Below are 25,787 nucleotides of genomic sequence, written 5' to 3'. Positions count from 1 at the left end.
TGTAGGCTCGATTACAAACTTCATCCGAGAAGTTTGTCCGTTGGAGCAGCGGAGCTGTTCAAATTCGTTCCGGACGAATTTGTCAGGTATCCATGCCTTCAACGGTCAGCTTACAGCAAACCGATTCTCACTGCGGCAAACGTCAGAAGCAGGTTGGAACCCCGAAGCGCACAGCCACAGAGTGTCTGAGTGAGCGAAAGCGAGCGAGTTGCTGTGGCGAGCACATCGGGTGTTGCAACCGGAAACAGTTAACAGCACAAAAATGTAGAAACAAAGAACAAGATCCGGCCCAAGCCGGACAAGCGTCGCATCTGACCCTGACTAACAACCAAGTCAATAAGTGTTAGAAGGAGCAAGGCATGAGTTTAGCAACAGTTTTTCCGCAAGCCGCTGATATACCGGCAGAGTTTGCCCATAAAGGCGAGATAACCCAGCGCGACTATTTACTCAATGGCGAGTTGGTGCAGTGGCAGGGCGAACTTAGCCCGGTTGTTAGCCCGATTTATATTCGCGACGAGCAGCGCGAGGGCGATGCACTGCAGCAAGTGGTGCTGGGCCATACGCCATTATTAGATGGTGAAACAGCACTAAAAGCCCTCGATAGCGCAGTAAAAGCCTATGACTTAGGCCGTGGCACCTGGCCAACCATGGCGGTACTGGAGCGCATTCAGCATGTGGAGAAATTCCTTGCTTTAATGCAACTGCAGCGTGATGAAGTTATTCGCTTGCTAATGTGGGAAATCGGCAAAACCTACCCTGATGCGGCAAAAGAATTTGACCGTACCTGTGATTATATCCGCGATACCATCGCGGCATTAAAACAACAGGACAGAGACGCCAGCCACTTTATTATTGAGCAGGGCAGCCTGGGTAAAATCCGCCGTGTGCCGGTAGGCGTCGCGCTGTGTATGGGGCCGTTTAATTATCCGCTAAATGAAACCTTTACCACCTTAATTCCGGCGCTGATTATGGGTAACACTGTGATTTTTAAACCGGCAAAATACGGCGTACTGCTTATTCAGCCATTGTTGCAGGCATTTTTGCAAAGCTTTCCAGCAGGGGTAATTAATATTATTTACGGTCGTGGCCGTGAAACCGTTGGCGTGCTAATGGAAAGTGGCAAAATAGACCTGTTTGCTTTTATCGGCACTAACAAAGGTGCCAGTGATTTAAAGCGTATGCATCCCAAGCCTCACCGCTTGCGTGCAGTGCTGGGGCTGGATGCCAAGAACCCCGCCATTATTTTGCCTGATGCCGATATGGCACGTACGGTAAAAGAATGTGTGGCAGGCTGCTTGTCGTTTAACGGTCAGCGCTGCACGGCATTAAAAATTCTGTTTGTGCAGCAAAGCCGCGCTGCCGAGCTGGTAGATAAACTCTCAAGCGCTATCAGCGAGTTAAAAGCCGGTATGCCCTGGCAACAAGGCGTGGCGATAACGCCATTGCCGGAGCCCGGTAAAACGCAGTTCCTGACACAGCTCCTTGAAGATGCACTAGACAAAGGCGCCAAGCTGCAAAACCCGGGCGGAGGGCAAACGAGTGCATCCTTATTTACCCCTGCACTGCTGTATCCGGTAAACAGCAGTATGCGGCTATATAACGAGGAGCAATTCGGCCCGCTGGTGCCGGTAGTGCCCTATAACGATATCAACGAAGTGATAGATTATGTTGTTAATGCTAACTTTGGCCAGCAGCTGAGTATTTTTGGGCAAGACCCACAGCAAGTGGGCGAGCTGGTAGACATTTTTGCTAATCAGGTTGGGCGGATTAATATTAACAGCCAATGTCAGCGAGGGCCGGACAGCTTTCCATTTAATGGCCGCAAAGACTCAGCCGAAGGGACGCTGTCGGTGGTTGATGCGCTGCGGCAGTTTTCTACACCCACCTTAGTGGCAGCCAAGTACCAGGATGGCGATATCGACTTTGTTAAACAGATGGTAAAGGCGCGCAGTTCACACTTTTTATCAACGGATTTTTTGTTTTGAGTCGGCACACCAACCTGATATGCCGCAGGGTGGTTTATTAATATAAGAAAAATTTACCTGTAAATGCTACCGGTGGCATTTTGGTTTGCAGTGATGAGGCTGGGGATACACCACGCCACACCGGTAATCAAAAATGAAATAATAATAAGGAGAACGGGGTATATGAAGACAATAGTTAACTATCACAAACTAGCAACGGCAGTGATGCTGGCGTTAGCACCTACATCGTGGGTAATGGCGCAAGATCAGGTAGCAGAATCAAAGAACGCGCAAGATGATATTGAAGTTATTCAGGTTTCAGGCTTTCGTGGTAGCCTCAATGTTGCACTGATGTCAAAGCGGGAGGCGGTCGGTTCCAAAGAAACAATACTGGCAGAAGACTTGGGTAAGTTTCCTGATTTAAATGTGGCAGACAGTTTGGCAAGGGTACCCGGTATTGCCATTGAACAAGATGCCGGTGAAGGACGGCAAATTAGTTTACGCGGTTTGGGATCGACCTTTGTCAAAACCACCATTAATGGTATGGAATCTGCTTCAGCCGGGGCTGCTACAGATGCTGCTGGTGGTTCTAACAAAAGCCGCGCATTTGATTTTAATGTATTTGCATCGGAGTTATTTACCCAGATTGATATCAATAAAACTGTTTCTGCGGAACTGGAAGATGGTGGTATTTCCGGCAATGTTAATTTGCAAACGGCACGGCCGTTTCAGTATCAGGATACCAAGTTTGCTTATAACCTGAATGGCCGTTACAACGATGTGGCAGACGAAGTCACGCCACGAGCCTCGTTGATGTTTAGTAAAAACTGGGACAATCGCTTTGGTGTATTGCTGTCAGCGGCATATTCTGAGGGCTTAGTGCAAAGTGAAGGTGGCACTACCGGACGTTGGAGTCTGAATCATCCTGCATGGGCTAAAGACGATCCAAACAATAAGCTTACAGCCAAACCGGTTACGCAGCTGTCGCCAAACGGGGTTTACACTAATGAAAATATGGAAGGCATTTGGATACCTCGTATTCCACGCTATTCCATTTTTAATAAACAGCAAGACCGTTTAGGGGTAACAGCGGCATTTCAGTTTAGGCCCGTTGATGACCTGCTGCTAAATGTTGATATCTTACATGCCAAACTTGATAGCACCATGGATGAGTTCCAGTACTCCGCTTTATTACGCAACAATGTTAGCAGTAAAACCAACGTGTATGCGCAAAACCTGGTGGTGGATAGCAATAACACCTTAGTGGCCGCGACGCTGTCTGGGGTACCATTGCGCTCTGAGGCACGGCAAGATGTCTCCAGCTCTGATTTTACCCAGTTAACGTTTTCAGCAGATTGGCAGCTAAGCGATGCACTTAATATCAGTTTTTTGGCCGGGGTAGGTAAGTCAGATTTAGACATTCCATACCAGCGTACCTTTGCGCTGGACAGTTTTGACTCCACCTTTGCCTATAGCTTTGACAGTAGCATAGATCCGGTGGCGTTAATTTCTCAGCAAGGCAGCGACCTTAGCGCTGGCCGTCTAAATCTGGACATCCCGTCATTTGCTTTTGCACCTGGGCAGGCGTTTGGTGCTGATTACAGCAAGGCTGAGTTACAGCAGTTGATGCTAAACCCGGATTTATACAGTTTAGGGCTGGTACGCAATCGAAATCAGCAAATTAACAGCAAAAATACGAATTTAACACTCGATTTTGCTTATGACATAAACGATAGCCTGGTGCTGAAATGGGGCCTGAACCACCGAGTGTTTAGCACGGCTAACGTGCAACGTGACACCAGTTGGAAAGCGCTTAATATGGACACCAACAAAACAAGTGGCCCAGCTTCAGAAGAGTGGGTACAAGCGCTGGATGAAAGCCGTACTGCAGGCGCACTTTATGCATTAACGTTGGCACAAGCGGGGCAATATTTTGGCAATGCTGCCAATGTGCCTGGCAGTTCTGCATTGTCATCAGCAAGCTGGTTAACGCCTGATTATCAGAAAGTACTGGCGGCATTTTCTGACGAAACGTTTTTTACCGCGAAAGAGCGCTTTAACAGCACCTATGATATTGAAGAAAAAGTGACAGGTGTCTACCTGCAATTGGATTTTCGTACCGAGCTGTTTGACCGCGAACTGCGGGGTAACATCGGTGGCCGCTATTTAGATAACAGCAATACGTCCGGTATTATTAATCTGGACCATGTTTATGCTGATGGTTATACCGCAGGACGGGGCGAAGGCGCCAACTTTGCTAGCGGTTATGGCTGGCGCTACACAAACAGCAGCGGCAAAGATTTCTTGCCAAGCTTAAACTTGGCATATGACTTAACCGACGACATTGTCGGCCGCTTTAGTATGGCGAAAGCTATAACCCGGCCTGCACTTTCTGACCTGGCGTCTGCAATAAAAGTAAATCAACCGGATAGCAATGACCCCACAGCAACCATGCAGCTAGGAGCTGGCCCAACACTGCGGCCATATGAGTCTGATCAGGTTGATGTGGCGTTGGAGTGGTACTTTGATGAAGAGTCGTTGTTAGCGATATCGGTATTTTACAAAGATATTACCGGGTTATCCAAAGGCTCAAGTCAGGAAGTGCTTAGTGCAGCACAACTGGCACAACTGGGTATCGATTTGGGAGATATTGATCCGGCAACCGTTACCTGGGACGTCACGCAGTTGCTTAATACACCGGCAGAGTCAGTACTGGGGATTGAGTTTATTTATCAGCAACCGTTTAACTTTTTGCCAGAGCCGTTTAACCGATTTGGGGTGCAAACTAATTATACCTGGATTGATTATGAACGGGACATTGAGGATCCGCTAACAGGGCAGGTAAGCAGTTTACTGGCAGAGGAAACGTCACAAACCAGTTACAACGCCACGTTGTATTTCGAGCATGACAATTTCAGTGCGCGTTTCTCGTATAATTTCCGCGAGGGTTATATTAAGGAGTATCTGAATAAGTATAAAGATGAAGGTGCTTTTGGCCGTGGTTATGATGACAAAGCACAGCTGAATTTTTCGTCACGTTATAAAATCAGTGACACACTTTCAGTGAGTTTTGAAGCTATTAATTTAACCAATGCGGCGTCAACTCAGTGGAGTGATGTATATAGTCCGCGGCCTTATGAGTATCTGTTAACCGGGCGTCAGTTCTTGTTGGGTGTAAGAGGGACGTTCTAATGCAAAGCACATACAGCCATATTGGCAAAATGCTGCTTGGGTTGTGTGTGCTGCTTGGGTCGCCCGTTTGGGCGACCGATTACTGGCAGGGGCAGTCGTTACCGCCTGCCTGGCAGCAGTATTTGCAGCGATCCAGCGCGCTTTTGCAGCAAGATCTGCAGCAACTTAACGCAGAAGTAAAACAGCAAGCATTACTCACACCAAACATCGCGGCAAAACACCCTGACTTTGGCTTAAGTCGTATTGAGAATGATGAGCAAGCAGAGGCAGTACTCAGTTTCCAAACACCCTCTGGGGGCTGGAGTAAACGCACTGATATGTCACTTAAACGACAAAGCGGCCAATACTACGGTAGTGAACCGGCATACGTGCCTACGTTTGATAATGGCGCAACCACAACGCAGCTTGGCTGGCTGGCACAATATTATCCGCAGGCAAGCCTGATGCTACGTGACCGTATTACTGAAGCGCTAGAGCGAGGTGTCATATTGTTACTGCAGGCACAATATCCCAATGGCGGTTTTCCGCAGAGTTATCCATTACGTGGTGGTTATCATGATGCCATTACACTAAATGATGATGTTATGTACAAAAGTATGCAGCTTTTATGGCAGGTTGCACATGATAAACAGTACGCCATGCTGCGCCCTGCGCTGCGCGAGCAAGCCAAGCACGCATTTTTTTTGGCGGTAGACTGGTTATTAGCACAGCAAGTTAACCTAAAGGGGCAGCGGACAGTTTGGACGGCGCAACATCATCCGCTAACAGGAGTACCGGTTGCAGCACGCAAGTTTGAACAAATTGCGCTGGTGAGTAGTGAAAGTGCCCACTTATTGCAATTACTGTTGCGCCATGTCGCCGGCTATCCTGGGGTAAAAGCCAGTTTAGCCAGTGCCGCAGCCTGGTTACAGCAACATCAGATAAATGACAAAGCACGTTTTCGTGATGACACCGGTTTAAAACTGATTGATAAACCCGGTGCTGTGGTATGGGCGCGTTTTTATGACATTAACACTGGTGTGCCGGTGTTTTTTGACCGGGATGGCCAAACCTATCTTGATGTCAGCCAAATTTCGCTGGAACGCCAGCAGGGTTATGGCTGGTACCAGTCTGAAGCGGCTAAATTTTTGGCAGAATATGACAAGATATTTGATGAATAATTTATACGCAAAATAATAGGCTTGAAAAAATGTTTATGCGAGCTGTCGGCGAATGCCGTATTATCAGTTAATCTGATTGAAGTGTTTTATCGCCAGAGGTTTGCATGCACGCGCAGTTTATTCAGGCCGTTAAACAGCTCATTCCCGCTGAGCGTTATTTTGACGACCCTATTGCTACTTTGGCTTACGGCGCTGATGCCAGTTTTTATCGACTGCTGCCGAAATTAGTGTTGCGTATAGAAAGCGAAGCCGAAGTGGTGTCGCTGTTAAAGCTGGCTAACGAATATAAAGTGGCGCTGACCTTTCGTGCAGCCGGCACCAGTTTGTCCGGTCAGGCAGTCACAGACTCTGTGTTATTGGTGCTGGGCGAAAATTGGCAGCAACGTGAGGTGCGCGGTTTAGGTGAACAAATTCGCCTGCAACCTGGCGTGATAGGTGCGCAGGCAAACCGCGCTTTAACCAAGTTTCAGCGTAAAATCGGCCCCGATCCGGCATCAATTAACAGCTGCAAAATCGGCGGTATCGTAGCCAATAACGCCAGTGGCATGTGTTGTGGCACGGCCCATAACAGTTTTAATACCCTGGCGGCAATGCGCGTTGTGTTGTTTGACGGTTCTGTGCTGGACACGGAAGACCCTGCCAGCATTACTGCCTTTAAGCTCAGCCATAGCGCCTTGCTGGCTGAGCTTGAATTACTAGCCAGACAAACCCGTGCTGACACAGCGCTAACAGATAAAATCCGGCATAAATACCGGTTAAAAAATACCACCGGTTTTTCACTCAACGCGCTGACAGAATTTACTGATCCCATTGATATTTTAACGCACCTTATGGTCGGTTCTGAAGGTTGCCTTGGGTTTATTAGTGCTGTGACTTATAACACGGTGCCTGATTATCCGCATCGGGCCAGTGCATTATGGGTTTTTCCAACGGTAGAAAGTTGTTGTCGCGCTGTGAGTGTACTTAAAACTGCCCCGGTGTCCGCGGTTGAATTATTGGACCGGCGCAGCCTGCGCTCAGTGCAAAATAAAGCAGGAATGCCATCATGGGTTAGCACGCTATCAGATAACGCATGTGCGCTCTTAATAGAAAGTACTGCTGCCAGTAACAACTTATTGCAACAACAACTACTGCAACTAACTGCGTTATTGCCACAGTTTGAGCTGGAGCAGCAGGTTGCATTTAGCAGTGATCCAGGGGTATATAACCAACTATGGGCTATTCGCAAAGGCACATTTCCGGCCGTTGGTGCGGTGCGTAAAACCGGCACTACGGTGATTATTGAAGATGTGACTTTTCCCCTTGCGCAACTAGCAGAGGGGGTTTCCCGCTTACAGCAGTTGTTTGATAAATACTATTACACCGAGGCGATTATTTTTGGCCATGCGCTGGAAGGCAACTTGCATTTTGTATTTACCCAAGGCTTTGACGATGCGACTCAGGTGGCCCGTTATGATGCGTTTATGCAAGATGTTGCCGCCTTAGTTGCCACAGAGTTTGGCGGCTCTTTGAAAGCCGAGCATGGCACTGGCCGCAATATGGCACCTTTTGTTGAGTTGGAGTGGGGCACTGAGGCGTATCAGTTAATGTGGCGGATTAAGCATCTACTTGACCCGCAGCATATTCTTAATCCTGATGTGGTGTTAAGCCATAATCCGCAGCTACACCTGCAAAATTTAAAACCATTACCGGCAACAAACCACTTGGTAGACAAATGTATCGAGTGCGGCTTTTGTGAACCAGTTTGCCCGTCGCGAAATTTAACACTGACACCACGCCAGCGTATTGTTACGCAGCGGGAAATATCACGCTTACAACGTAGCGGCGATGAACCTGAGCGTTTGCGCATATTGCAGCAGTCTTATCAATATAAGGGTAATGATACCTGCGCTGCCTGTGGGATGTGTAGTAGCGCCTGCCCGGTGGGTATTAATACCGGCGATTTAACCCGCCAGCTGCGGGCGGTGAATAACCGGCAATGGCGTAGTGTTGCCGCGTTCTTGGCCCGGCATTTTGCCGCGGTGTCCACCCTGGCGCGTTTTGGTTTGAGCATTGGCCGGCGATTTAGTGCATTGGTGCCATTTTGGCATTCTGCAATGCCAACGGCAAATTACAGCGTGAATCGCGTGGATAACAAGACGGCAGATGCCAACTTACAACCTGTGATTTATCTGGCCAGTTGCGCGGGCCGGGTGATGGCACCGCAGGTTGCTAGCCAAGACCCTCGCACCTTGCAGCAGGTAAGTGCCAACTTACTTAAAAAAGCCGGTTATCAGCTAATTGTGCCAGACGGTATTAACCAACAATGCTGCGGTATGCCGTTTCAATCTAAAGGCCAGTTTGCCGTGGGCAGTTTAAAACAACAAGAGTTGGAACAATGGTTATTGCAGGTAAGCAATAATGGTCAATGGCCGGTTTTTTCTGACAGTAGCCCATGCAGCTTAACTTTAAAGGGGCAACTAGATAGTCGATTAAACATTATCGACAGTGTCGATTTTTTGCATGATCAGGTGTTGCCCAAACTCAGTCTCACACCACTAACTAAGCCGATAGCATTACATATTACCTGCAGTGCCAGCCAGTTGGGCCAGGCACAAAAGTTACAGGCTTTGCTTAGCGCTTGCAGTAATCAGGTGGTGGTACCACAAGGCATAAGTTGTTGCGGTTTTGCCGGTGATAAAGGTTTTGTATTGCCACAATTAAATGCTTCGGCGTTGTCTGGCTTAAAGCTGCAGGTAAGTGGTTGCTCACAAGGGGTATCAAGCAGCCGTACCTGTGAAATTGGTTTATCGCACCACAGTAGCATTGAATATCAGCATCTTATGTATTTGCTGGATAAACAAAGTGACCAGTTTGGTGGCAAACAGGTGCTGAAGTAGATATATTCAGAGTGTCTGCATCTTAGTGGCAACCTTGTGCTCTTTTGCTGTTACTTAAGGTTGCGCTTATCTGCCCCTTTCGGAGAGCTTTATGAATGTATTGCAAAGAAACAATGTAAAAATCACCGGTTCTAAGAGCGCGCCCATTATTATGTATGCCCATGGCTTCGGCTGCAGCCAGGCCATGTGGGCCGCAGTTACCCCAGCCTTTGAGCATTGCAGCAGGCAAGTGTTGTTTGATTTTGTCGGTAGCGGCCAGTCAGACATCAGCCAGTACAGTTTTTCGCGTTACGCCGACCTAAATGGCTATGCTGACGATATACTTGAAATTTGCGATGCGCTTGAACTCACTGGCGATATTATTTTTGTCGGGCATTCAGTCAGTTGCAGCATTGGCATTCTTGCCGCTAACCGCAGGCCAGGGTTGTTTAAGTCAATGATTTTGCTTGGCCCATCGCCGTGTTTTTTAAATATGCCACCTGATTATGCAGGCGGATTTGAGCAAGAAGATTTAGCCGGTTTGATTGAACTGATGGACCAAAATTATCTTGGCTGGGCTAACTATCTGGCGCCGGTTGTTGCTGGCGCTGGCACAGATCCTATTATTGCTGGCCAGCTTTCTGACAGCTTTTGTTCTACCGATCCCGTTATAACCAGGCACTTTGCACAAGCTACCTTTTTTGCTGATAACAGAGCTGACTTTGCAAAGCTTTCAGTGCCAGCATTGATATTACAGCACAAAGAGGATGCCCTGGCATCAGTTGCCGTGGGGCAGTTTGTGCACCAGCAAATCAAAAACAGTCAATTTGTTATCCTTGATGTGGCAGGGCATGCTGCGCATATGAGCCATCCGGCGTTAGTGATTGACGCTATGCAACACTTTTTGCAGCAGGAATTACACTGTTGAACCACCTGGCTGAACTGGATGCGTTACCTTGCGCGGTAATAGTGACGGATCCCGGCGGGGCTATGTTGTTTATTAATCAATGGGCGCAAACGGCGTTTGGTTTAACAGCAGCGGCGCTGCCTGACCGGCTGGAGCAGCTTCTGCCCCGTGCGGGGCAGATTTTTTTGCAAACGCACATCTTACCCATGCTACGTAACGAAGGTGTGGTTAAAGAAATTTATCTGCAAGTAAAAGGGGCCGCTGCATTACAAATTCCAATGTTGCTAAATGCCCAGCAAGGTATGTTTGGTGATAAGGCTTGCTACCGTTGGGTGATGTTGCCGGCACAGCACAGAGCCGAATTTGAACAGCAGTTATTGAAAAACCGGCAGCAAATGCAGGAGTTCGCCAGAGCTGCCGAGTCTGATCGGAAAATTCTGCAAACGGTACTGGATGGCGTAAAAGATGTCGGCATTTTGGCGCTGTCTGCGGGGGGCAGTATTGAATTTGCCAATATTGGCGCTGAGTTAATTTTTGGTGCAGGAGCGCAGACGCTGACGAAAAGCCGGATAACTGACTGGTTAAGTAAACCCGATGACATACTGCACACCTTATCATTACCCGCAGAGTCTAATGGCAATGAGCTTAGTGCCGCCCAGCACGATGTTGAAACAGAGCTGCGATTAAATGATGGTCGCCATATTGCGGTGCAACTGCAGTTAAGGCGCTTGGCACCACAGCAAACACTAAAATCGCTCAGTTATATTGTTATCGTCACGGATATTCAACAGCGTAAGCAATATCAGGCGCTGCAAGATAACTTTGTTGCCAATATCAGCCATGAGCTCAGAACGCCGCTGACCTCGATTCTTGGCGCGCTTAAGTTGTTAAGCTTTGATAAGAAGTCTGTGTACACGGCGCAGAGCCAAAAACTGCTCGACCTTACCGTAAAAAATGCCGACAGGTTACAGCAGCTGATTATCGATATTTTAGATTTCTCAAAACTGACTGCCGGTAAAGTATCTGTGCAGTTACAGACGAAATCTTTAGCTGGCTTGTTACAACAGGCAATCGATGAACAGTTGTATTACCTGCCGGAAAAACAGATACAAATAGTGTTGGAGCTGCCCGTGTCTGACGTGCTGGTGCAGACAGATGCCTGCCGTTTTTTGCAAATTATGTCTAATTTACTCTCAAACGCAAAAAAGTTTTCCCCTGGCAACAGCGAAATAAAAATAGAGACTGAAATGTTAGCTGGCTTTGTCAAAGTCAGTATTACCGATCAAGGGCCTGGTGTAGCTGACGGTTTTATTCCATTCTTGTTTGGCCAGTTCAGGCAGCAAGATGACAGTATAAGCCGCGAATACGAGGGCACAGGGCTGGGTTTGTCTATTTGTAAACAGCTGACAGAGTTAATGGGTGGTGATATTGGCTATCAGAAGAGTGAAGACGGCGGTGCGACATTTTGGTTTACCACTGTGTTGGCACTGTTAAAAAATGAGGGCTGACGTAACTTGTCCTGTAAAAATGATTATCTCGCAGCACACTTGCAATTCAATGTCAGCTGGTTAATGCTGAGACAAAGTCACTTGTTTGGTTAATGTAATGATTAACAAGATAAAGCAGCGCTATTTCTCGAACACTAACCTTTATCTGTTGGTCGCTGCTGCCGTGATGTTGGTTATGCTGCTGTCGGCCTGGTATGCCATGCAGCAACGCCAGCAGAGTTTTGATACGCGGTTAAGCCACTTGCACCAGTTGCAATTAAACCAGTTAGCGCAAGTAAATTATGATGCCAGGCAGCAAGTTATGGTAGCGGCGCAGCTTGTAGCATCTGATCAGCACATTAAACAATTACTGCTGGCGGCGGCTGAGCGCTATCGTGCAAACGAACCGGCAGCGGCACTTAACCCACTGCGCGAACAGGTGTCACCACTATTAAACCATTACTGGCAAACCCTGCAGCCTTATGCTGCCAGCCAATTGCATTTGCATTTGGCACCTGATGCCTACACCTTTTTACGCGCGCACCGGCCAGAGCGGCACAGCGACCGGCTTGCCGATATGCGCCCTTTAGTAATGCACAGCCTTAACAGCGGTAAAAATGCTGTCGGCATTGAGCTTGGCAAGCATGGTTTGGGGCTGCGTGCCGTGGTGCCGCTAACAGACCCGAAGGGCATGGTGCAGGGGGCTGTTGAGCTGGGCGTAGATTTACAAAAAGTATTTCAACAGGTTCAAACCGGTTTGGCAGCCGGCGACAGTGAAAACGATTCAGCTGAGATGTCGATGGCATTGCTGGTGGCATCTGATATTACGGCTGTGCTGAATAAAGACATGCAGCAAAACTGGTATCAAAGCGAAGGCTGGAGCACAGCTGAGTCATCTGCGCTGTTGCGCTACTGGCTCGGCAACAATGCCTTGCCGCGTCAGCTAACCCAACAGCAGCAGTTGCTGCTTAATTATGATGGCAGAGAATATTTAGTCTCGCTGCTGCCAATGCCGGTTTGGGGCGAAGACCAGGCTGAGGCCCGGTTACTTAGTGTAAGCTGGCAGGATGTTACAGCGCAAATTAATGCCCAGCAAAAAGCGAACAAACTTATTTGGCTAATCTGGTTTGCTGCCACCTTATTGTTGCTGGCGCTGGGGGTGTTATTGGTATCGTACCTGCGCCGCCAGGCACTGTATGAGGTAGCAGATCAACAAGCTTTGCTAAAACAACAAGAGCAAAAACTGTCAGCACTGTATCAGTTGTCGCCGCTGCCTATTTTATTAAACCGTTTTAGTGATGGTGCTTACATTGAAGCAAACCCCGCCATGGAGCAACTGGTGGGGTATACACCAGAGGAGTTAAAACAGCTTAGTTACTGGGATTTAACCCCGGAATGTTATGCTGATGCAGAGCAACAGCAGCTAAAAGCACTTACAGACACCGGCCGCTATGGCCCTTATGTTAAGCAATACCGCCATAAAAATGGTGACTTGATAGACATAGAACTTAATGGCGTACTGTTTAGTGATGGCGGTGACGAAAAATTTATCTGGACCATTATTAAAGACATCAGCGAAATTAAACGCCTGGAAAAACTCAAAGATGACTTTGTTTCTACCGTTAGCCATGAGCTCAGAACGCCATTAACCTCAATAAGTGGCTCACTTGGCTTAGTGCTTGGCGGTGCCGGTGGTGCGCTTGGCCCAAAAGCGGAAAAATTGCTTAGTATTGCCCACAAAAACAGCCAGCGCTTAAACCTGCTGATTAACGATCTGTTAGATATTGAAAAACTGATGGCCGGTAAAATGCGCTTTGATGAGGCCGCAGTGGCTTTACCACGCTTATTGCGCGAAGCGCTGGAACAGCATCAGCCCTTTGCCCTGCAGCACAAAGTTAGTTTAACCCTGCAGGATGTGCCCGACGTTCAGTTATGGATAGACACTGCCCGTATTCAGCAGGTGCTGACGAACTTTTTATCCAACGCAGTAAAATTTTCACCCTCTGGCGCTGAAGTGATATTAAGCGCCGAATTGCAAGGGCAAAAAGTCAGGATATCGGTGCAGGATAAGGGGCCGGGCATTGCCGCAGCCGACCAACCGCAGCTGTTTAAACGGTTTTCGCAGCTTAATCATGCTGATAATCAGGCTAAAGGTGGCACCGGCCTTGGCCTGGCTATAAGCCGCGAAATTGCACTGCATTCAGGTGGCGATGTCGGCGTTAAATCGGCTGCCGGCCAGGGGGCAACATTCTGGCTGGAACTGCCATTACATCAGCCTGAAGTACAAGCAGAGCAAGGTGATGCCGTGCTGGTGTTAGAGGATGATGCCGATACCGCTCACTTGTTGTGTGAGTTTTTGCGTGCCCAGCACTATGTACCGGACTGGGCAGCAGATACTTCAACGGCCTGGCAAAAGTTAACCAACCAGAGCTATGTTGCACTGACACTGGATTTAAAGCTGCATAATGACAGTGGTGCAGACTTCTTTCTGCGTCTGCGTGATAACCCGGCAACGGCTAATTTGCCGGTGCTGGTTATTTCTGCTTTTGTCGAGCACGGCAAATTACAGTTAGCAGCGCTGGCCCACGCACTCGACTGGCTGGAAAAGCCGGTTACCCCTGAATTGCTCAGTGTTAAGCTGGGGCAGCTATTAAGCCAGTTGCCAACAACAAATCGCTATCAACGCATTTTACATGTTGAAGATGATCAGGATATTGTCACTATTATGCGCATGCAGCTGGAGAATCTGTGCGATTATCAGGCGGTAGCATCACTGGCGCAGGCAAGAAAAACACTGCAACAGCAAAGGTTCGATTTAATTTTACTGGATTTGGGGCTACCCGATGGTAATGGTATCGATGTGTTACCTGATATAGCCGCTACTCAGGGCGATATTCCGGTGGTGATTTTTTCTGCACAAGATCTCAGTGCGGAACATAAAACCCAAGTGCGGGCGGTATATAGTAAAAGCCGCATTAATACCGAAGTATTGGCAAATTATTTGAAAAACATTCTGAATTAAGCATAAAAGAGGTGCATATGGCGCTTGAACGGGTAATGCATGTAGAAGATGATGAATCGATCCGCGCGGTGGCTGAAATTGCGCTTACCGATGTAGCCGGTTTTACTTTGCTAAGTTGTGACAGTGGCCAAAGCGCCCTGGCACAGGCTGAGACATTTGCGCCGCAGCTTATTTTGCTGGATGTAATGATGCCGCAAATGGATGGTTTGCAAACATTGGCAGCGCTGCGGCAAATTCCGGCATTAGCAAAAACACCGGTTGTATTTATGACGGCGAAAATCCAACAAGCTGAAAAGCAACGTTACTTAGATGCCGGTGCTGTAGGCATCATTGAAAAGCCATTTGAGCCGATGGAGCTTGGCAACACTTTAAGTCAGCTATACCAACAATATAGCGTATAACGAATCGCCGTTTAAAGGTTCAGTATTATGACAATTGGGGCAAAGCAGGGCGTTATAAGCAAAGCGGGCATCGGATATATGATGCTTGTCCCGCTATTTTTAATTGCCGCAGTTGGCTTAAATTTCACCCGATTACCGCTGTTTTTCAGTGTCGAGTTTATTTTTGGTTCAGCTGCAGCGGTGCTGACTTTGTTAGTGTTTGGTCGGGGGGCAGCCATTATTGTCGGTAGTGCGGCCGCAGCTGTAACGCTGGCTATTTGGGGGCATCCCTACGCCTTGCTGGTTTTTATAGCGGAAATTATCTGGTTGAGCTGGCGCTGGCGGCCTGACAAAGGTTTGAATCTGGTGCAGCAAGACTTGCTATTCTGGTTAGTTGCCGGCTTACCTGCTGTTAGTTTGTTGTATACCTATGGCTTGGACGTCAACTGGCAAACCTCAGTGCTTATTGCGCTTAAACAGATGACAAATGGCGTTTTTAATGTCTTACTTGCCAGCCTGCTGATACTGGTGTTGCAGTCGCAACAGCCGACCCGCCGGCATCTGGCCCTGCCGCTTACCAGTTTACGCCAGTGGTTATTTCATATTCTGACAGCCTTAACCTTATTTGCCGGCTTTGTACCCTTGCTGCTGGATGCGCGCAAGTTGCAAGCCGAGTACATACACAGTGTTGAACAGAGATTGCAATTTTTAGCTGTCAATTTGCAAAAGCAATTGCAAGCATTGGGGCAGCCGCCTAATGAAGCAGATATAGCTAAGCTGCTGCTGGCTGTATTACCAGATGACAGCTACGGCGTGCAGTTGTTGTATTCCGGCGGCAGTGTTGTTAGCCGGGCAGGTTTAATAAAAAGCGTTGATATATCAAAGGCTGAGATACCGGAAGCCGGATTTTCGCACTGGCAACCCACAGCTATATCGCCGCTGCTGCAGCGCTGGCGGCAAAGCCGCTATGTTTTAGTGCATCATGCAACTGACTTACCGGGTATAAACGCTATAGTGTTGGAGCACAGTGCTAGAGAGGTGATGACCAAACTCGAGCAGGACAGCGCCAGGCAGTTATTACTGTTGGTGAGCTTTTTGTTACTGGCGACTCTGATAGCCAATTGGCTTAGTAAAACGATAGGTGGCCCCTTACACCGCTTGGCACTTGTCAGCGAAAAGTTGCAGTTTAATATTGCTTCTGGGGCAGAAAGCGAGATACCGGAGAGTATCGTTGCCGAATATAACACCCTGGGGCTTAATTTGCGGGCAATGAGCCGTGAGCTGACATCAGCGTTTAAAATCAGCAAGGCGAATCAATCGGACCTGGTGCGGCAAGTTGATGAAAGAACTCAGCAATTACAGCAGGCTAACGGTCAGCTGGAGGCTATTTTAGCCGCTGCTTCTGATTTTTCTATTATTGCCACCAATCGTGACGGGCAGATTAGTTATTTTAGTCGTGGTGCCGAAAAGTTACTGGGCTACACCGCTGAGGAGTTGGTTGGTAAGCAAACACCGGCTATTTTGCACGTAGCTGAAGAGGTTGAACAAAGATCGCAACAATTAACAGAGCTGATGCAGCAGCCCATTGCTGGTTTTCGGGCTTTTGTTGCAGTGGCTGAACAACAAGGCAGCGAAACCCGGCAATGGCACTATGTGCGTAAAGATGGCGACAGAGTACCGGTATCGCTGACTGTTACGCCTATACTAGAAGCATCTAATGATATTAGTGGCTATTTGGGCGTGGCAAAAGATATATCTGAGCGTAATCGCCATGAAAAACTAAAAAATGAATTTATCTCGACAGTAAGCCATGAACTGCGTACACCGCTGACATCCTTATACGCCGCTTTGCGTATGATAAACTCTGGCAAGCTCGGAGAGCTGCCGTTAAAGATGGCTAACTTAATGCAACTGGCGGAAAGCAACAGTCAGCGCCTGGGTAGGTTAATTAATGATTTACTGGATATCGAAAAACTTACTGCGGGAAAGTTTCAGCTTGTACTTGAGCTACAGCCAGTACAGCCGCTTCTGATGCAGGCAATTAATGATATTGCTGGTTATGCAACACAGTATAAAGTAACAGTGGTGAACGATTTTGCCGCAGATCCGGTATTGGCAATGTTGGATGCTGCCCGTTTTGTCCAGGTGGCTACCAACTTATTGTCAAATGCTATTAAGTTTTCACCTGCTGGCGCAGCGGTAACTGTGCGGCTCTATGCCGACACTACAACTATACACGTAGAAGTCATTGATCGGGGGGACGGTATAGCTGACGATTTTAAGCAGCGCATTTTTGAAAAGTTTGCTCAGAGCGATGCTGCTAGTACCCGCCGCCAGGGTGGCACCGGCCTTGGCTTGGCAATCAGTAAAGAATTGACGGAAAAAATGTCGGGTAAAATCGGTTTTACATCAACAACTGGTAAAGGCACGACGTTTTGGTTGCGTTTTCAGCGTTATGATAGGCAAACTGGCACTGAGTTGTCCGCTGCGGCAAATCATTCAACGTCGTTGGGGGCATAATGCAGTTACCGCTGAAGCCAAAAAATGAAACCTTACGCCTGCAGGCTTTGTCAGATTCGGCATTGCTTGATACTGAGGCTGATCCACGTTTTGATAGATTAACGGGTCTCGTAAAGCAATGCCTGAATACCGATATCGTGCTGATATCGCTGGTTGACAGTGAGCGGCAGTGGTTTAAGTCGCGTCAGGGCTTAGATGCATGCGAAACCGGTCGTGATATTTCATTTTGCGGCCACGCTATTTTAGCCAGCGATATATTTGAAGTACCGGATGCTTCGCTGGACTCGCGTTTCGTTGACAACCCTCTGGTTACCGGTGCACCCCTTATCCGTTTTTATGCCGGTGCGCCGCTGCACTTTAACGGCCAGCGTATTGGCACTTTATGCATCATAGAGCCCCAACCCCGCCAGTTAACTGCTACTGAGCGGCAAATTTTACGCAGCTTTGCTGATGCAGTGGAGCAGGAGATTAGTGACCGGTTGCAGGAGCAAGCTCACAACCAGCTAGCCGCCAGTGAGCTAATGTATCGCTCGGTATTGGAAGGTACCCGTATTGGTACCTGGCAGTGGAATGTGCAAACGGGCGAGACGATATTTAATGAACGTTGGGCCGACATAGTCGGTTATACCCTGGACGAGCTCGCGCCGATAGATATCAATACCTGGCTTAAACTGGCGCATCCGGATGATTTACCCGAATCTGGCCGTTTATTGGAGCAGCATTTTGCCGGCCAGTCAGCGTTTTATGACTGTAAATGCAGGATGCAACATAAAGCCGGCCATTATGTGTGGGTGCATGATCGCGGCAGGGTAATTAGCTGGACCGAAGATGGTAAGCCGCTAATGATGTATGGCACTCATGCGGATATTATCGAACAAAAGCAGGCCGAGTTGGAATTAAAAGCCAGTCGCGACCAGTTTCAGGCGCTTGTGGCAAATATTCCGGGCATTACCTACCGCTGTAAGGTCGATAAAGACTGGACCATGTTGTACATGAGCGGCAGTATTGATCCCCTTTCAGGTTATCCGGCCAGCGATTTTATTAATAACAGTGTACGCAGCTATGCCAGTGTTATTCACCCGGAGGATCAAAGCCGCCTTGAACTTGATGTAAACAGTGCTATAGCCGAAAAGCGCAACTGGTTATTGCAATACCGGGTGTTGCACAAAGACGGCACTACACACTGGGTGGAAGAGCGCGGGCAGGCGGAATATAACGAGGATGGTGAGGTTATTTGTCTGGATGGTTTTATTCTGGACATTACTGAAGAAAAAAGCCTGAAACAGCAACTTTTAAAACTAACCTCACAGCTGCCCGGCGTGGTTTACCAGTATCAGCAATGGCCAGATGGCCGGGTTGCATTCCCTTATGCCAGTGACAATATTAAAAAAATTTATGGTGTTTCTGCCGAAGACGTTAAACACGATGCAACTTTTTTATTCAGTAAAATGCATCCGGATGATCTGCAAGGTTTAGCGCAAAGCATTGAGCAGTCAGCCAATAACTTATCGGTATGGCAACACCAATACCGGTTTTTCTCAAATGATAGTCAGCCTGTTTGGCTGTCAGGTAGCGCTACGCCGGAGCGGATGCCGGATGGCAGTACCTTGTGGCACGGTTACATTGAGGATATCACTGCTCAGAAGCAGCATTATTTGGAGCTGGAGCGGTTAAATACAGAATACAGACTTAGCCAGCAACGCCTTGATATAGCTAGTGAAACCGCACAGATGGGCTTTTGGCAGGCTTCGTTAATAACCGGTGACTTATGGTGGTCGCCAGTAATTTATCAGATTTTTGGACTGGAAGAATCTTCAATACCCAGTGTGGCATTATTTAGAAGCACACTACACCCTGAGGATCGCCAGTTAGTGGCTAATAGTGAACAAAAAGCGCTGGAAACCGGTTTGCACGACGTAGTGCACCGTATTATCAGGCCGGATGGCAGTATACGTTGGGTACATGAGCTGGCAAAAATGCTGCCTGCAGAGCAAAACCCGCAGCAGATTATGGTTGGTTCAGTGCAGGACGTTACCGAACGCATTGAACTACAACAACTAAAAGATCAATTTATCTCGACGGTGAGCCATGAATTACGCACTCCGCTCACTGCCATTAAAGGTGCGCTAAGTCTACTTAACTCCAACAAGCTGGGCCAGGTACCAGATGCTATGCATCGTTTACTGGATATAGCTTCAAGTAACAGTGAGCGCTTAGCGCAGTTAATTAATGATTTGCTGGATATGGAAAAGTTAATAGCAGGCAAAATGCCATTTGATATCCAGCCGCTGGCGGTAGTAGCCGAGCTTCAGCAAGCGGTGGATAATCTACAGCCGTTCGCAATGCAACATCATGTTGATTTGGTTATTGAGGCGGTGGGTGCATCGATGGTATTGGCTGATGCACTGCGCTTGCAGCAAGTGCTGACAAATTTACTGTCAAATGCGATTAAGTTTTCACCTGCAGGCAGCGACGTAAAGTTAATAGCGCAGCAACAAGGTGAAAACGTGCAAATTGTAGTGACGGATAAAGGTGCTGGCATAGCACCGGAGTTTCAGCATCGGGTGTTTGAGCGTTTTGCTCAGGCAGACGGCTCTAATCAGCGGCAAAAAGGCGGAACTGGCTTGGGGCTGGCAATTTGTAAGGAGTTAGTGCAGCAAATGCAGGGTAGTATTAGTTTTAGTTCGAAGCCCTGTGTCGAGACCCGCTTTGTCGTGAGTTTACCCATCGCCGGAATAGCCTTGTCTGCAGATAGTAAAGGAGAAAACGCTTGAGTAGTGCTAAATCCAGATCCGATTTGTCTGCCGCTTTTGCTACCTTGCGCCGCCGGTTTGAAGCTAGCCTACCTGAGCGCTCTGCTAAGATGCTGGTGCTAATGGAGCAACCCTCACACAGCAACCTGGCGGACTTAGTCGCTGAGGCACATAAGCTGGCCGGTGCCTGTGGCACTTTTGGCCAATCCGTACTGGGCAGTCATGCCAGACAGATTGAGCAATTAGCCATAGAGATTGACAGCAAAGACGATGATGAACGTCTGCAGGCATTGCCCAGTTTGCGTCAGGTTGTATTGGAATTTGATATTGCGGTTAATGCGGCTGTGCAAGCGTCAGGTGAGTTGGAAACAGAACAGGCGGTGATGCTGCATCAGCCTGACACCGTATGGTTGTTATTGCCATCTGCGACGCTGGCTGAGGAATTAACGCGGCAGTTGCAGGCATTTGGTCACAAGGTTGAATGTTTTACTGACTTTACCAGCTGCCTTAAGCGCTTGCAGATTACGGCACCTGCGGTACTGTTTTCGGCTATTAATATTGACAGTTGCGGCTCGTTATTTGAACAAACCCTTTTGTTAAAACAGCTGAAGCAACATAGTAGTCGTTTATTGGTATTGTCTGACCGGGACGAGTTTGCACTTCGCATAAAAGCTGCACAGCAGCGTGCTGACGCATTTTTTGTTTCACCGCTGGATGTACCTAATATGATTTCCACCATCAGTGAGCTGTTAGAGCATGGCACCAGACAAAGTGGCAGAGTCTTTATTGTTGATGATGACAAACTGTTGGCGCAGCATTATGCTCTTGTGCTTAATAGCGCCGGCATAGAAACTCATATTATGGCCAACACGCGGCAGATCATTGCGGAGCTTGTAGTATTTCAGCCGGATTTATTACTGATGGATATGTATATGCCGGAATATTCCGGCGCTGAGCTGGCCGGTGTTATAAGGCAATACCCGTCATTGAAGCGTTTGCCAATCGTATTCTTATCCTCCGAAATCAACAAAGCGCTTCAACTTAGTGCTATGGCTTATGGTGCTGATGACTTTTTAACTAAGCCGATAGATGATGCACAGCTGGTACAGGCCGTTAAAACACGACTTAAACGCAGTTTGCAATTAAAGAATTTGATTGAAAAAGACAGTTTAACCGCATTAATAAAACACAGCGCAATTAAAGAAGCTGCTGAGCTGGAGTTTGAGCGCAGCCAACGCTACGACAAGCCGTTTAGTGTGGTGATGCTGGATATTGACCATTTTAAAGCCGTTAATGACAACTATGGCCACGCCACAGGTGACATGGTGATTACCGCTCTGGCGACCTTACTGCGCAAACGCATACGCAAAACAGACAAAGCCGGACGCTACGGCGGTGAAGAATTTATGTTGGTATTGCCAAATTGTCCGCGCCAACAGGCTGTTACTTTGACGGAGCACATTTTAGATGCGTTTAGACAGTTAAACTTTACTGCAGATGCTAAGCACTTCAGCTGTACTTTTTCTGCTGGCGTGATTAGTAGTGAGGAAAATGAATTTAACAACGCTGAGCAAATGATTGAGGCTGCAGATAAAGCCTTGTATCAGGCAAAACGGGCTGGCCGGAATCAGGTTTGCTAAATAAAAAACCGCTTTAAACAGCGGTTTTTTATTTAAGGTAAAAATCAAAGCTTATTTAAAATCTCAGCCGGTAAGGCCAGCTCGTCATTGCGGTTTACACCTACACCACGCTCAAGGATGTTCTTGGCAATTTGCTTAGCTTCTTCTAGTGAGTGCATTTGTGCTGTGCCGCATTGATAGACGTTAAGTTCGGGAATATCGTTCTGGCTAGCGACATGCAGTACATCATCCATGGCGGCTTGCCATGCTTTTGCTACCTGTTGCTCATCTGGTGTGCCAATTAAGCTCATATAAAAGCCAGTGCGACAGCCCATCGGCGAAATGTCGATTATCTCTACATCTGCGCCGTTTAAATGGTCGCGCATAAAGCCGGCAAACAGGTGCTCCAGGGTATGAATACCCTTTTCCGACAGAATTTCTTCGTTTGGCACACAAAAACGCAAATCAAATACGGTAATGGCGTCGCCTTTTGGTGTGTTCATCTTCTTAGCAACCCGCACAGCAGGTGCTTTCATAATGGTGTGGTCTACAGTGAAACTATCTAATAATGGCATAACTAAACCCTGTAATTAACGACGGTTGATAGCAGCTATTATAGTCAGGTCAGCTGTTATAAGTTAACCGCTTTCGCCGCTAAAAGCGGCAAATCACGGCTAAAGCATTGCTTTTAGCTATTAAAGTAATTTTTTTACTTGAATAACCTTGAATGGATCAGGGCTAATCCCCATAAATGCTTCAACACAATTTGTAATTGTAAAGAATATAAGTGGAGAGCAGTTATGGGCAGAATTATCGGTATTGACTTAGGTACAACTAACTCATGTGTAGCGGTGTTAGACGGCGATAAACCTCGCGTATTAGAAAACGCAGAGGGTACACGTACTACGCCATCTATTATTGCTTATGCTGAAGATGGCGAAGTATTAGTAGGTCAGCCAGCTAAGCGTCAGGCGGTAACCAACCCGAAAAATACCTTATTCGCGATTAAGCGTTTAATTGGTCGTCGCTTTGAAGATGAAGAAGTACAGCGTGATATTAAAATTATGCCTTACGCCATCGTTAAAGCTGATAATGGCGATGCCTGGGTTGAAGTTAAAGGTAAAAAGTTAGCTGCACCACAAATTTCAGCTGAAGTGCTGAAAAAGATGAAGAAAACAGCAGAAGATTTCTTAGGTGAAGCGGTAACGGCTGCAGTAATTACTGTACCGGCGTATTTCAACGATGCTCAGCGCCAAGCCACTAAAGATGCTGGCCGTATCGCGGGCTTAGACGTAAAACGTATTATCAACGAGCCAACAGCTGCTGCACTGGCTTATGGTATGGATAAAAAGAAAGGCGATACCAAGGTTGCAGTATATGACTTAGGTGGTGGTACTTTTGATATCTCTATCATTGAAATTGACGACGTTGACGGCGAACAAACCTTTGAAGTATTGGCCACTAACGGTGATACCCACTTAGGTGGTGAAGATTTTGATAACCGTTTGATCAATTATTTGGTAGAAGAATTTAAGAAAGAGCAGGGCATAGACCTGCGCAACGACCCGCTGGCGATGCAGCGCTTAAAAGAGTCTGCTGAGAAAGCCAAAATTGAGCTGTCTTCAGCGTCACAAACTGAAGTTAACCTGCCGTACATTACTGCAGATGCGTCTGGCCCGAAACACCTTAACATTAAAGTCACCCGCGCTAAGCTGGAATCTTTAGTGGAAGACTTAATTCAGCGTACTATTGAGCCGCTGAAGCAAGCACTGAAAGATGCTGATTTAAGCGTTGGTGAAATCAACGATATTATTTTGGTTGGCGGTCAAACCCGCATGCCAAAAGTACAAGAAGCTGTAACAGCTTTCTTTGGCAAAGAGCCACGTAAAGACGTCAACCCGGATGAAGCGGTAGCAGTAGGTGCAGCTATTCAAGGTGCAGTACTTTCAGGTGATGTAAAAGATGTACTGTTACTTGACGTTACACCTCTGTCACTGGGTATTGAAACCATGGGCAGCGTAATGACGGCGCTGATTGAGAAAAATACCACTATTCCGACTAAGAAGTCGCAAGTGTTCTCAACAGCAGAAGATAATCAGTCGGCAGTAACGATTCACGTTCTGCAAGGCGAACGTAAGCGTGCGTCTGACAATAAGTCGTTGGGTCAGTTTAACTTAGAAGGTATTCGCGGCGGTCGTCGTGGCGAGCCACAAATTGAAGTGGTATTTGACCTGGATGCTGACGGTATTCTGCATGTGTCAGCGAAAGACAAAGACACGGGTAAAGAGCAGAAAATCACCATCAAAGCTAACTCGGGTTTAACCGATGAAGAAATTCAAGCCATGGTTCGTGATGCCGAAGCCCATGCTGAAGACGATAAAAAGTTTGAAGAATTGGTACAAACCCGTAACCAGGCTGATGCGATGGTACATGCTACGCGCAAACAACTGGAAGAAGTGGGTGATAGCTTAGCGGCAAACGATAAAGAAGAGATTGAAACGGCAATTAAAGAGCTGGAAGCTGTGTTGAAAGGCAGTGATAAAGCTGTAATTGACGAGAAGTCTCAAGCGCTTATCCAGGCTTCTCAGAAGCTGATGGAAGCGTCTCAGGCAAAAGCTCAACAGGGCGGAGACGCTGCAGATCAGCCACAAGCTGATGGTAATGATGATGTCGTTGATGCTGAGTTTGAAGAAGTTAAAGACGACAAAAAATAAGTTTGGTTTAACCCAGGCTGCAGTATACTGCAGCCTTTTACGTTGAGAAACACTGAGCGAGAAGTATGTCCAAGCGTGACTATTATGAAGTACTAGGTGTTGCTAAAAGCGCCGACGATAAAGACATCAAAAAGGCTTATAAACGCCTCGCCATGAAATTTCACCCGGACCGTACCCAGGGTGATAAAGCTATGGAAGAGAAGTTTAAAGAAGTCCAGGAAGCCTATGAGGTGTTGTCGGATGAGCAGAAGCGTGCAGCCTATGACCGTTATGGCCATGCCGGAGTAGATCCTAACCGCGGCGCAGGCGGCGGTGCCGGTGGTGCTGATTTCGGTGATATTTTCGGCGATGTATTCGGTGATATTTTCGGTGGCGGCGGTGGACGTCGTGGCCAATCTCGAGCCCAGCGTGGTTCAGATTTACGCTACAACCTTGAGATGAGCCTGGAAGACGCCGTTCGTGGCAAGTCGGTAGATATTAAAGTACCGACTATGGTGGGTTGTGACAGCTGTGATGGTTCAGGTGCCAAAAAAGGCACATCAGCTAAGTCTTGTCCAACGTGTCATGGCGCTGGTCAGGTTACCATGCGTCAGGGCTTCTTTGCGGTACAGCAAACCTGTCCAACCTGTAGTGGCCGCGGTAAAATCATCCCGGATCCTTGCAGCAAGTGCCATGGCGAAGGCCGCATAGAGAAAACCAAAACGTTGTCTGTAAAAATTCCAGCCGGCGTAGATACTGGTGATCGTATTCGTCTAACCGGTGAAGGTGAAGCCGGTATGCATGGTGCACCAGCGGGTGATCTTTATGTGCAGGTACATGTTAAAGAGCATCCTATTTTTGTGCGTGATGGTAATAACCTTTACTGTGATGTGCCGCTGAGTTTTACTACCGCAGCGCTTGGGGGCGAAATTGACGTACCCACACTGGATGGCCGCGTTAAACTTAAAATCCCTGCTGAAACGCAAACAGAGAAAATGTTCCGTTTACGGGGTAAAGGTGTTAAGTCTGTGCGTGGTGGTGGTGTTGGTGACTTAGTTTGTAAGGTCGTGATTGAAACACCGGTCAATTTAAGCGATAAGCAAAAAGACTTACTGCGACAGCTTGATGACACTATGGCGGGTGATGGTGAGGCCAAACATCGGCCAAAATCTAAAGGGTTCTTCGATGGTGTGAAGAAGTTTTTTGATGATTTAACCAGTTAACTGCAAATG

Annotated in this window: 14 protein-coding genes and 1 pseudogene; 14 read left to right on the top strand and 1 reads right to left on the bottom strand. The window is 47.6% G+C overall.

All coding sequences use genetic code 11. From position 1 onward, the window contains the following. The first annotated feature begins 359 nt into the window (after positions 1–359). The 12 genes and pseudogenes from ORJ00_RS03940 (at position 360) to ORJ00_RS03890 (ending at position 21,883) form a co-directional block, all read left to right on the top strand. Positions 360–1,985, top strand: a complete 1,626-nt coding sequence (locus tag ORJ00_RS03940; protein ID WP_306139049.1) for an NADP-dependent glyceraldehyde-3-phosphate dehydrogenase — start codon at positions 360–362, stop codon at positions 1,983–1,985. A gap of 162 nt (positions 1,986–2,147) precedes the next feature. Next, positions 2,148–5,156, top strand: coding sequence for a TonB-dependent receptor (locus tag ORJ00_RS03935; protein ID WP_306139048.1), 3,009 nt, complete (start codon positions 2,148–2,150; stop codon positions 5,154–5,156). After that, entirely contained in the window at positions 5,156–6,316 is a 1,161-nt protein-coding gene (gene pelA / locus ORJ00_RS03930; RefSeq protein WP_306139047.1) for a pectate lyase, read from the top strand. The genes ORJ00_RS03935 and pelA overlap by 1 nt, the downstream gene beginning before the upstream one ends. A gap of 104 nt (positions 6,317–6,420) precedes the next feature. Further along, positions 6,421–9,195 (top strand): FAD-binding and (Fe-S)-binding domain-containing protein, encoded by a 2,775-nt coding sequence (locus tag ORJ00_RS03925; RefSeq protein ID WP_306139046.1) that lies wholly within the window; start codon positions 6,421–6,423, stop codon positions 9,193–9,195. Positions 9,196–9,286: 91 nt separating this feature from the next. Next, positions 9,287–10,102, top strand: a complete 816-nt coding sequence (locus ORJ00_RS03920) for an alpha/beta fold hydrolase (protein ID WP_306139045.1) — start codon at positions 9,287–9,289, stop codon at positions 10,100–10,102. After that, positions 10,099–11,589, top strand: coding sequence for a PAS domain-containing sensor histidine kinase (locus tag ORJ00_RS03915; protein WP_306139044.1), 1,491 nt, complete (start codon positions 10,099–10,101; stop codon positions 11,587–11,589). The genes ORJ00_RS03920 and ORJ00_RS03915 overlap by 4 nt, the downstream gene beginning before the upstream one ends. 97 nt (positions 11,590–11,686) lie before the next feature. Further along, positions 11,687–14,590 carry a response regulator gene (locus ORJ00_RS03910; protein ID WP_306139042.1) on the top strand — a complete coding sequence of 968 codons (2,904 nt, stop codon included), beginning with the start codon at positions 11,687–11,689 and terminating at the stop codon, positions 14,588–14,590. A 17-nt stretch (positions 14,591–14,607) separates the two neighbouring features. After that, positions 14,608–14,991 (top strand): response regulator, encoded by a 384-nt coding sequence (locus tag ORJ00_RS03905; protein ID WP_306126094.1) that lies wholly within the window; start codon positions 14,608–14,610, stop codon positions 14,989–14,991. A gap of 27 nt (positions 14,992–15,018) precedes the next feature. After that, positions 15,019–17,490: an ATP-binding protein gene (locus ORJ00_RS03900; RefSeq protein ID WP_306139041.1), complete on the top strand. Its 2,472-nt coding sequence runs from the start codon at positions 15,019–15,021 to the stop codon at positions 17,488–17,490. Further along, positions 17,490–17,996: pseudogene (locus ORJ00_RS19055) on the top strand (GAF domain-containing protein); the annotation flags it as partial. The gene ORJ00_RS03900 and the pseudogene ORJ00_RS19055, both read left to right, overlap by 1 nt. 15 nt (positions 17,997–18,011) lie before the next feature. Further along, a complete protein-coding gene (locus tag ORJ00_RS03895; protein ID WP_440480642.1) occupies positions 18,012–20,264 on the top strand; it encodes a PAS domain-containing protein in 2,253 nt (750 codons plus the stop codon). After that, a complete protein-coding gene (locus tag ORJ00_RS03890; RefSeq protein WP_306126097.1) occupies positions 20,261–21,883 on the top strand; it encodes a diguanylate cyclase in 1,623 nt (540 codons plus the stop codon). The genes ORJ00_RS03895 and ORJ00_RS03890 overlap by 4 nt, the downstream gene beginning before the upstream one ends. 44 nt (positions 21,884–21,927) lie before the next feature. On the opposite strand, the gene luxS is transcribed toward ORJ00_RS03890, so the two are convergent. Then, positions 21,928–22,437 (bottom strand): S-ribosylhomocysteine lyase, encoded by a 510-nt coding sequence (gene luxS, locus ORJ00_RS03885; protein WP_306139039.1) that lies wholly within the window; start codon positions 22,435–22,437, stop codon positions 21,928–21,930. 225 nt (positions 22,438–22,662) lie between these two features. Here luxS and dnaK point away from each other — a divergent pair, with 225 nt between their 5' ends. Beyond that, a complete protein-coding gene (gene dnaK, locus ORJ00_RS03880) occupies positions 22,663–24,576 on the top strand; it encodes a molecular chaperone DnaK (RefSeq protein ID WP_027669717.1) in 1,914 nt (637 codons plus the stop codon). A gap of 65 nt (positions 24,577–24,641) precedes the next feature. Continuing rightward, positions 24,642–25,778 (top strand): molecular chaperone DnaJ, encoded by a 1,137-nt coding sequence (dnaJ, locus tag ORJ00_RS03875; protein WP_027669718.1) that lies wholly within the window; start codon positions 24,642–24,644, stop codon positions 25,776–25,778. Positions 25,779–25,787 lie beyond the last annotated feature (9 nt).

The organism is Rheinheimera baltica, from assembly GCF_030731985.1.
GTDB lineage: Bacteria > Pseudomonadota > Gammaproteobacteria > Enterobacterales > Alteromonadaceae > Alishewanella > Alishewanella baltica.
The sequence above is the reverse complement of the archived record's forward strand: the minus strand, read 5'-3'. Positions and strand labels throughout refer to the sequence as shown.

What these genes read in the sequence shown, in the direction of transcription:
- ORJ00_RS03925 (WP_306139046.1), top strand. Translation starts at nt 6,421, where the DNA reads ATGCACGCGCAGTTTATTCAGGCCGTTAAACAGCTCATTCCCGCTGAG.
- luxS (WP_306139039.1), bottom strand. Translation starts at nt 22,437, where the DNA reads ATGCCATTATTAGATAGTTTCACTGTAGACCACACCATTATGAAAGCA.
- ORJ00_RS03910 (WP_306139042.1), top strand. Translation starts at nt 11,687, where the DNA reads ATGATTAACAAGATAAAGCAGCGCTATTTCTCGAACACTAACCTTTAT.
- ORJ00_RS03905 (WP_306126094.1), top strand. Translation starts at nt 14,608, where the DNA reads ATGGCGCTTGAACGGGTAATGCATGTAGAAGATGATGAATCGATCCGC.
- ORJ00_RS03920 (WP_306139045.1), top strand. Translation starts at nt 9,287, where the DNA reads ATGAATGTATTGCAAAGAAACAATGTAAAAATCACCGGTTCTAAGAGC.
- ORJ00_RS03935 (WP_306139048.1), top strand. Translation starts at nt 2,148, where the DNA reads ATGAAGACAATAGTTAACTATCACAAACTAGCAACGGCAGTGATGCTG.
- pelA (WP_306139047.1), top strand. Translation starts at nt 5,156, where the DNA reads ATGCAAAGCACATACAGCCATATTGGCAAAATGCTGCTTGGGTTGTGT.
- ORJ00_RS03900 (WP_306139041.1), top strand. Translation starts at nt 15,019, where the DNA reads ATGACAATTGGGGCAAAGCAGGGCGTTATAAGCAAAGCGGGCATCGGA.
- ORJ00_RS03895 (WP_440480642.1), top strand. Translation starts at nt 18,012, where the DNA reads ATGTATCGCTCGGTATTGGAAGGTACCCGTATTGGTACCTGGCAGTGG.
- ORJ00_RS03940 (WP_306139049.1), top strand. Translation starts at nt 360, where the DNA reads ATGAGTTTAGCAACAGTTTTTCCGCAAGCCGCTGATATACCGGCAGAG.
- dnaJ (WP_027669718.1), top strand. Translation starts at nt 24,642, where the DNA reads ATGTCCAAGCGTGACTATTATGAAGTACTAGGTGTTGCTAAAAGCGCC.
- dnaK (WP_027669717.1), top strand. Translation starts at nt 22,663, where the DNA reads ATGGGCAGAATTATCGGTATTGACTTAGGTACAACTAACTCATGTGTA.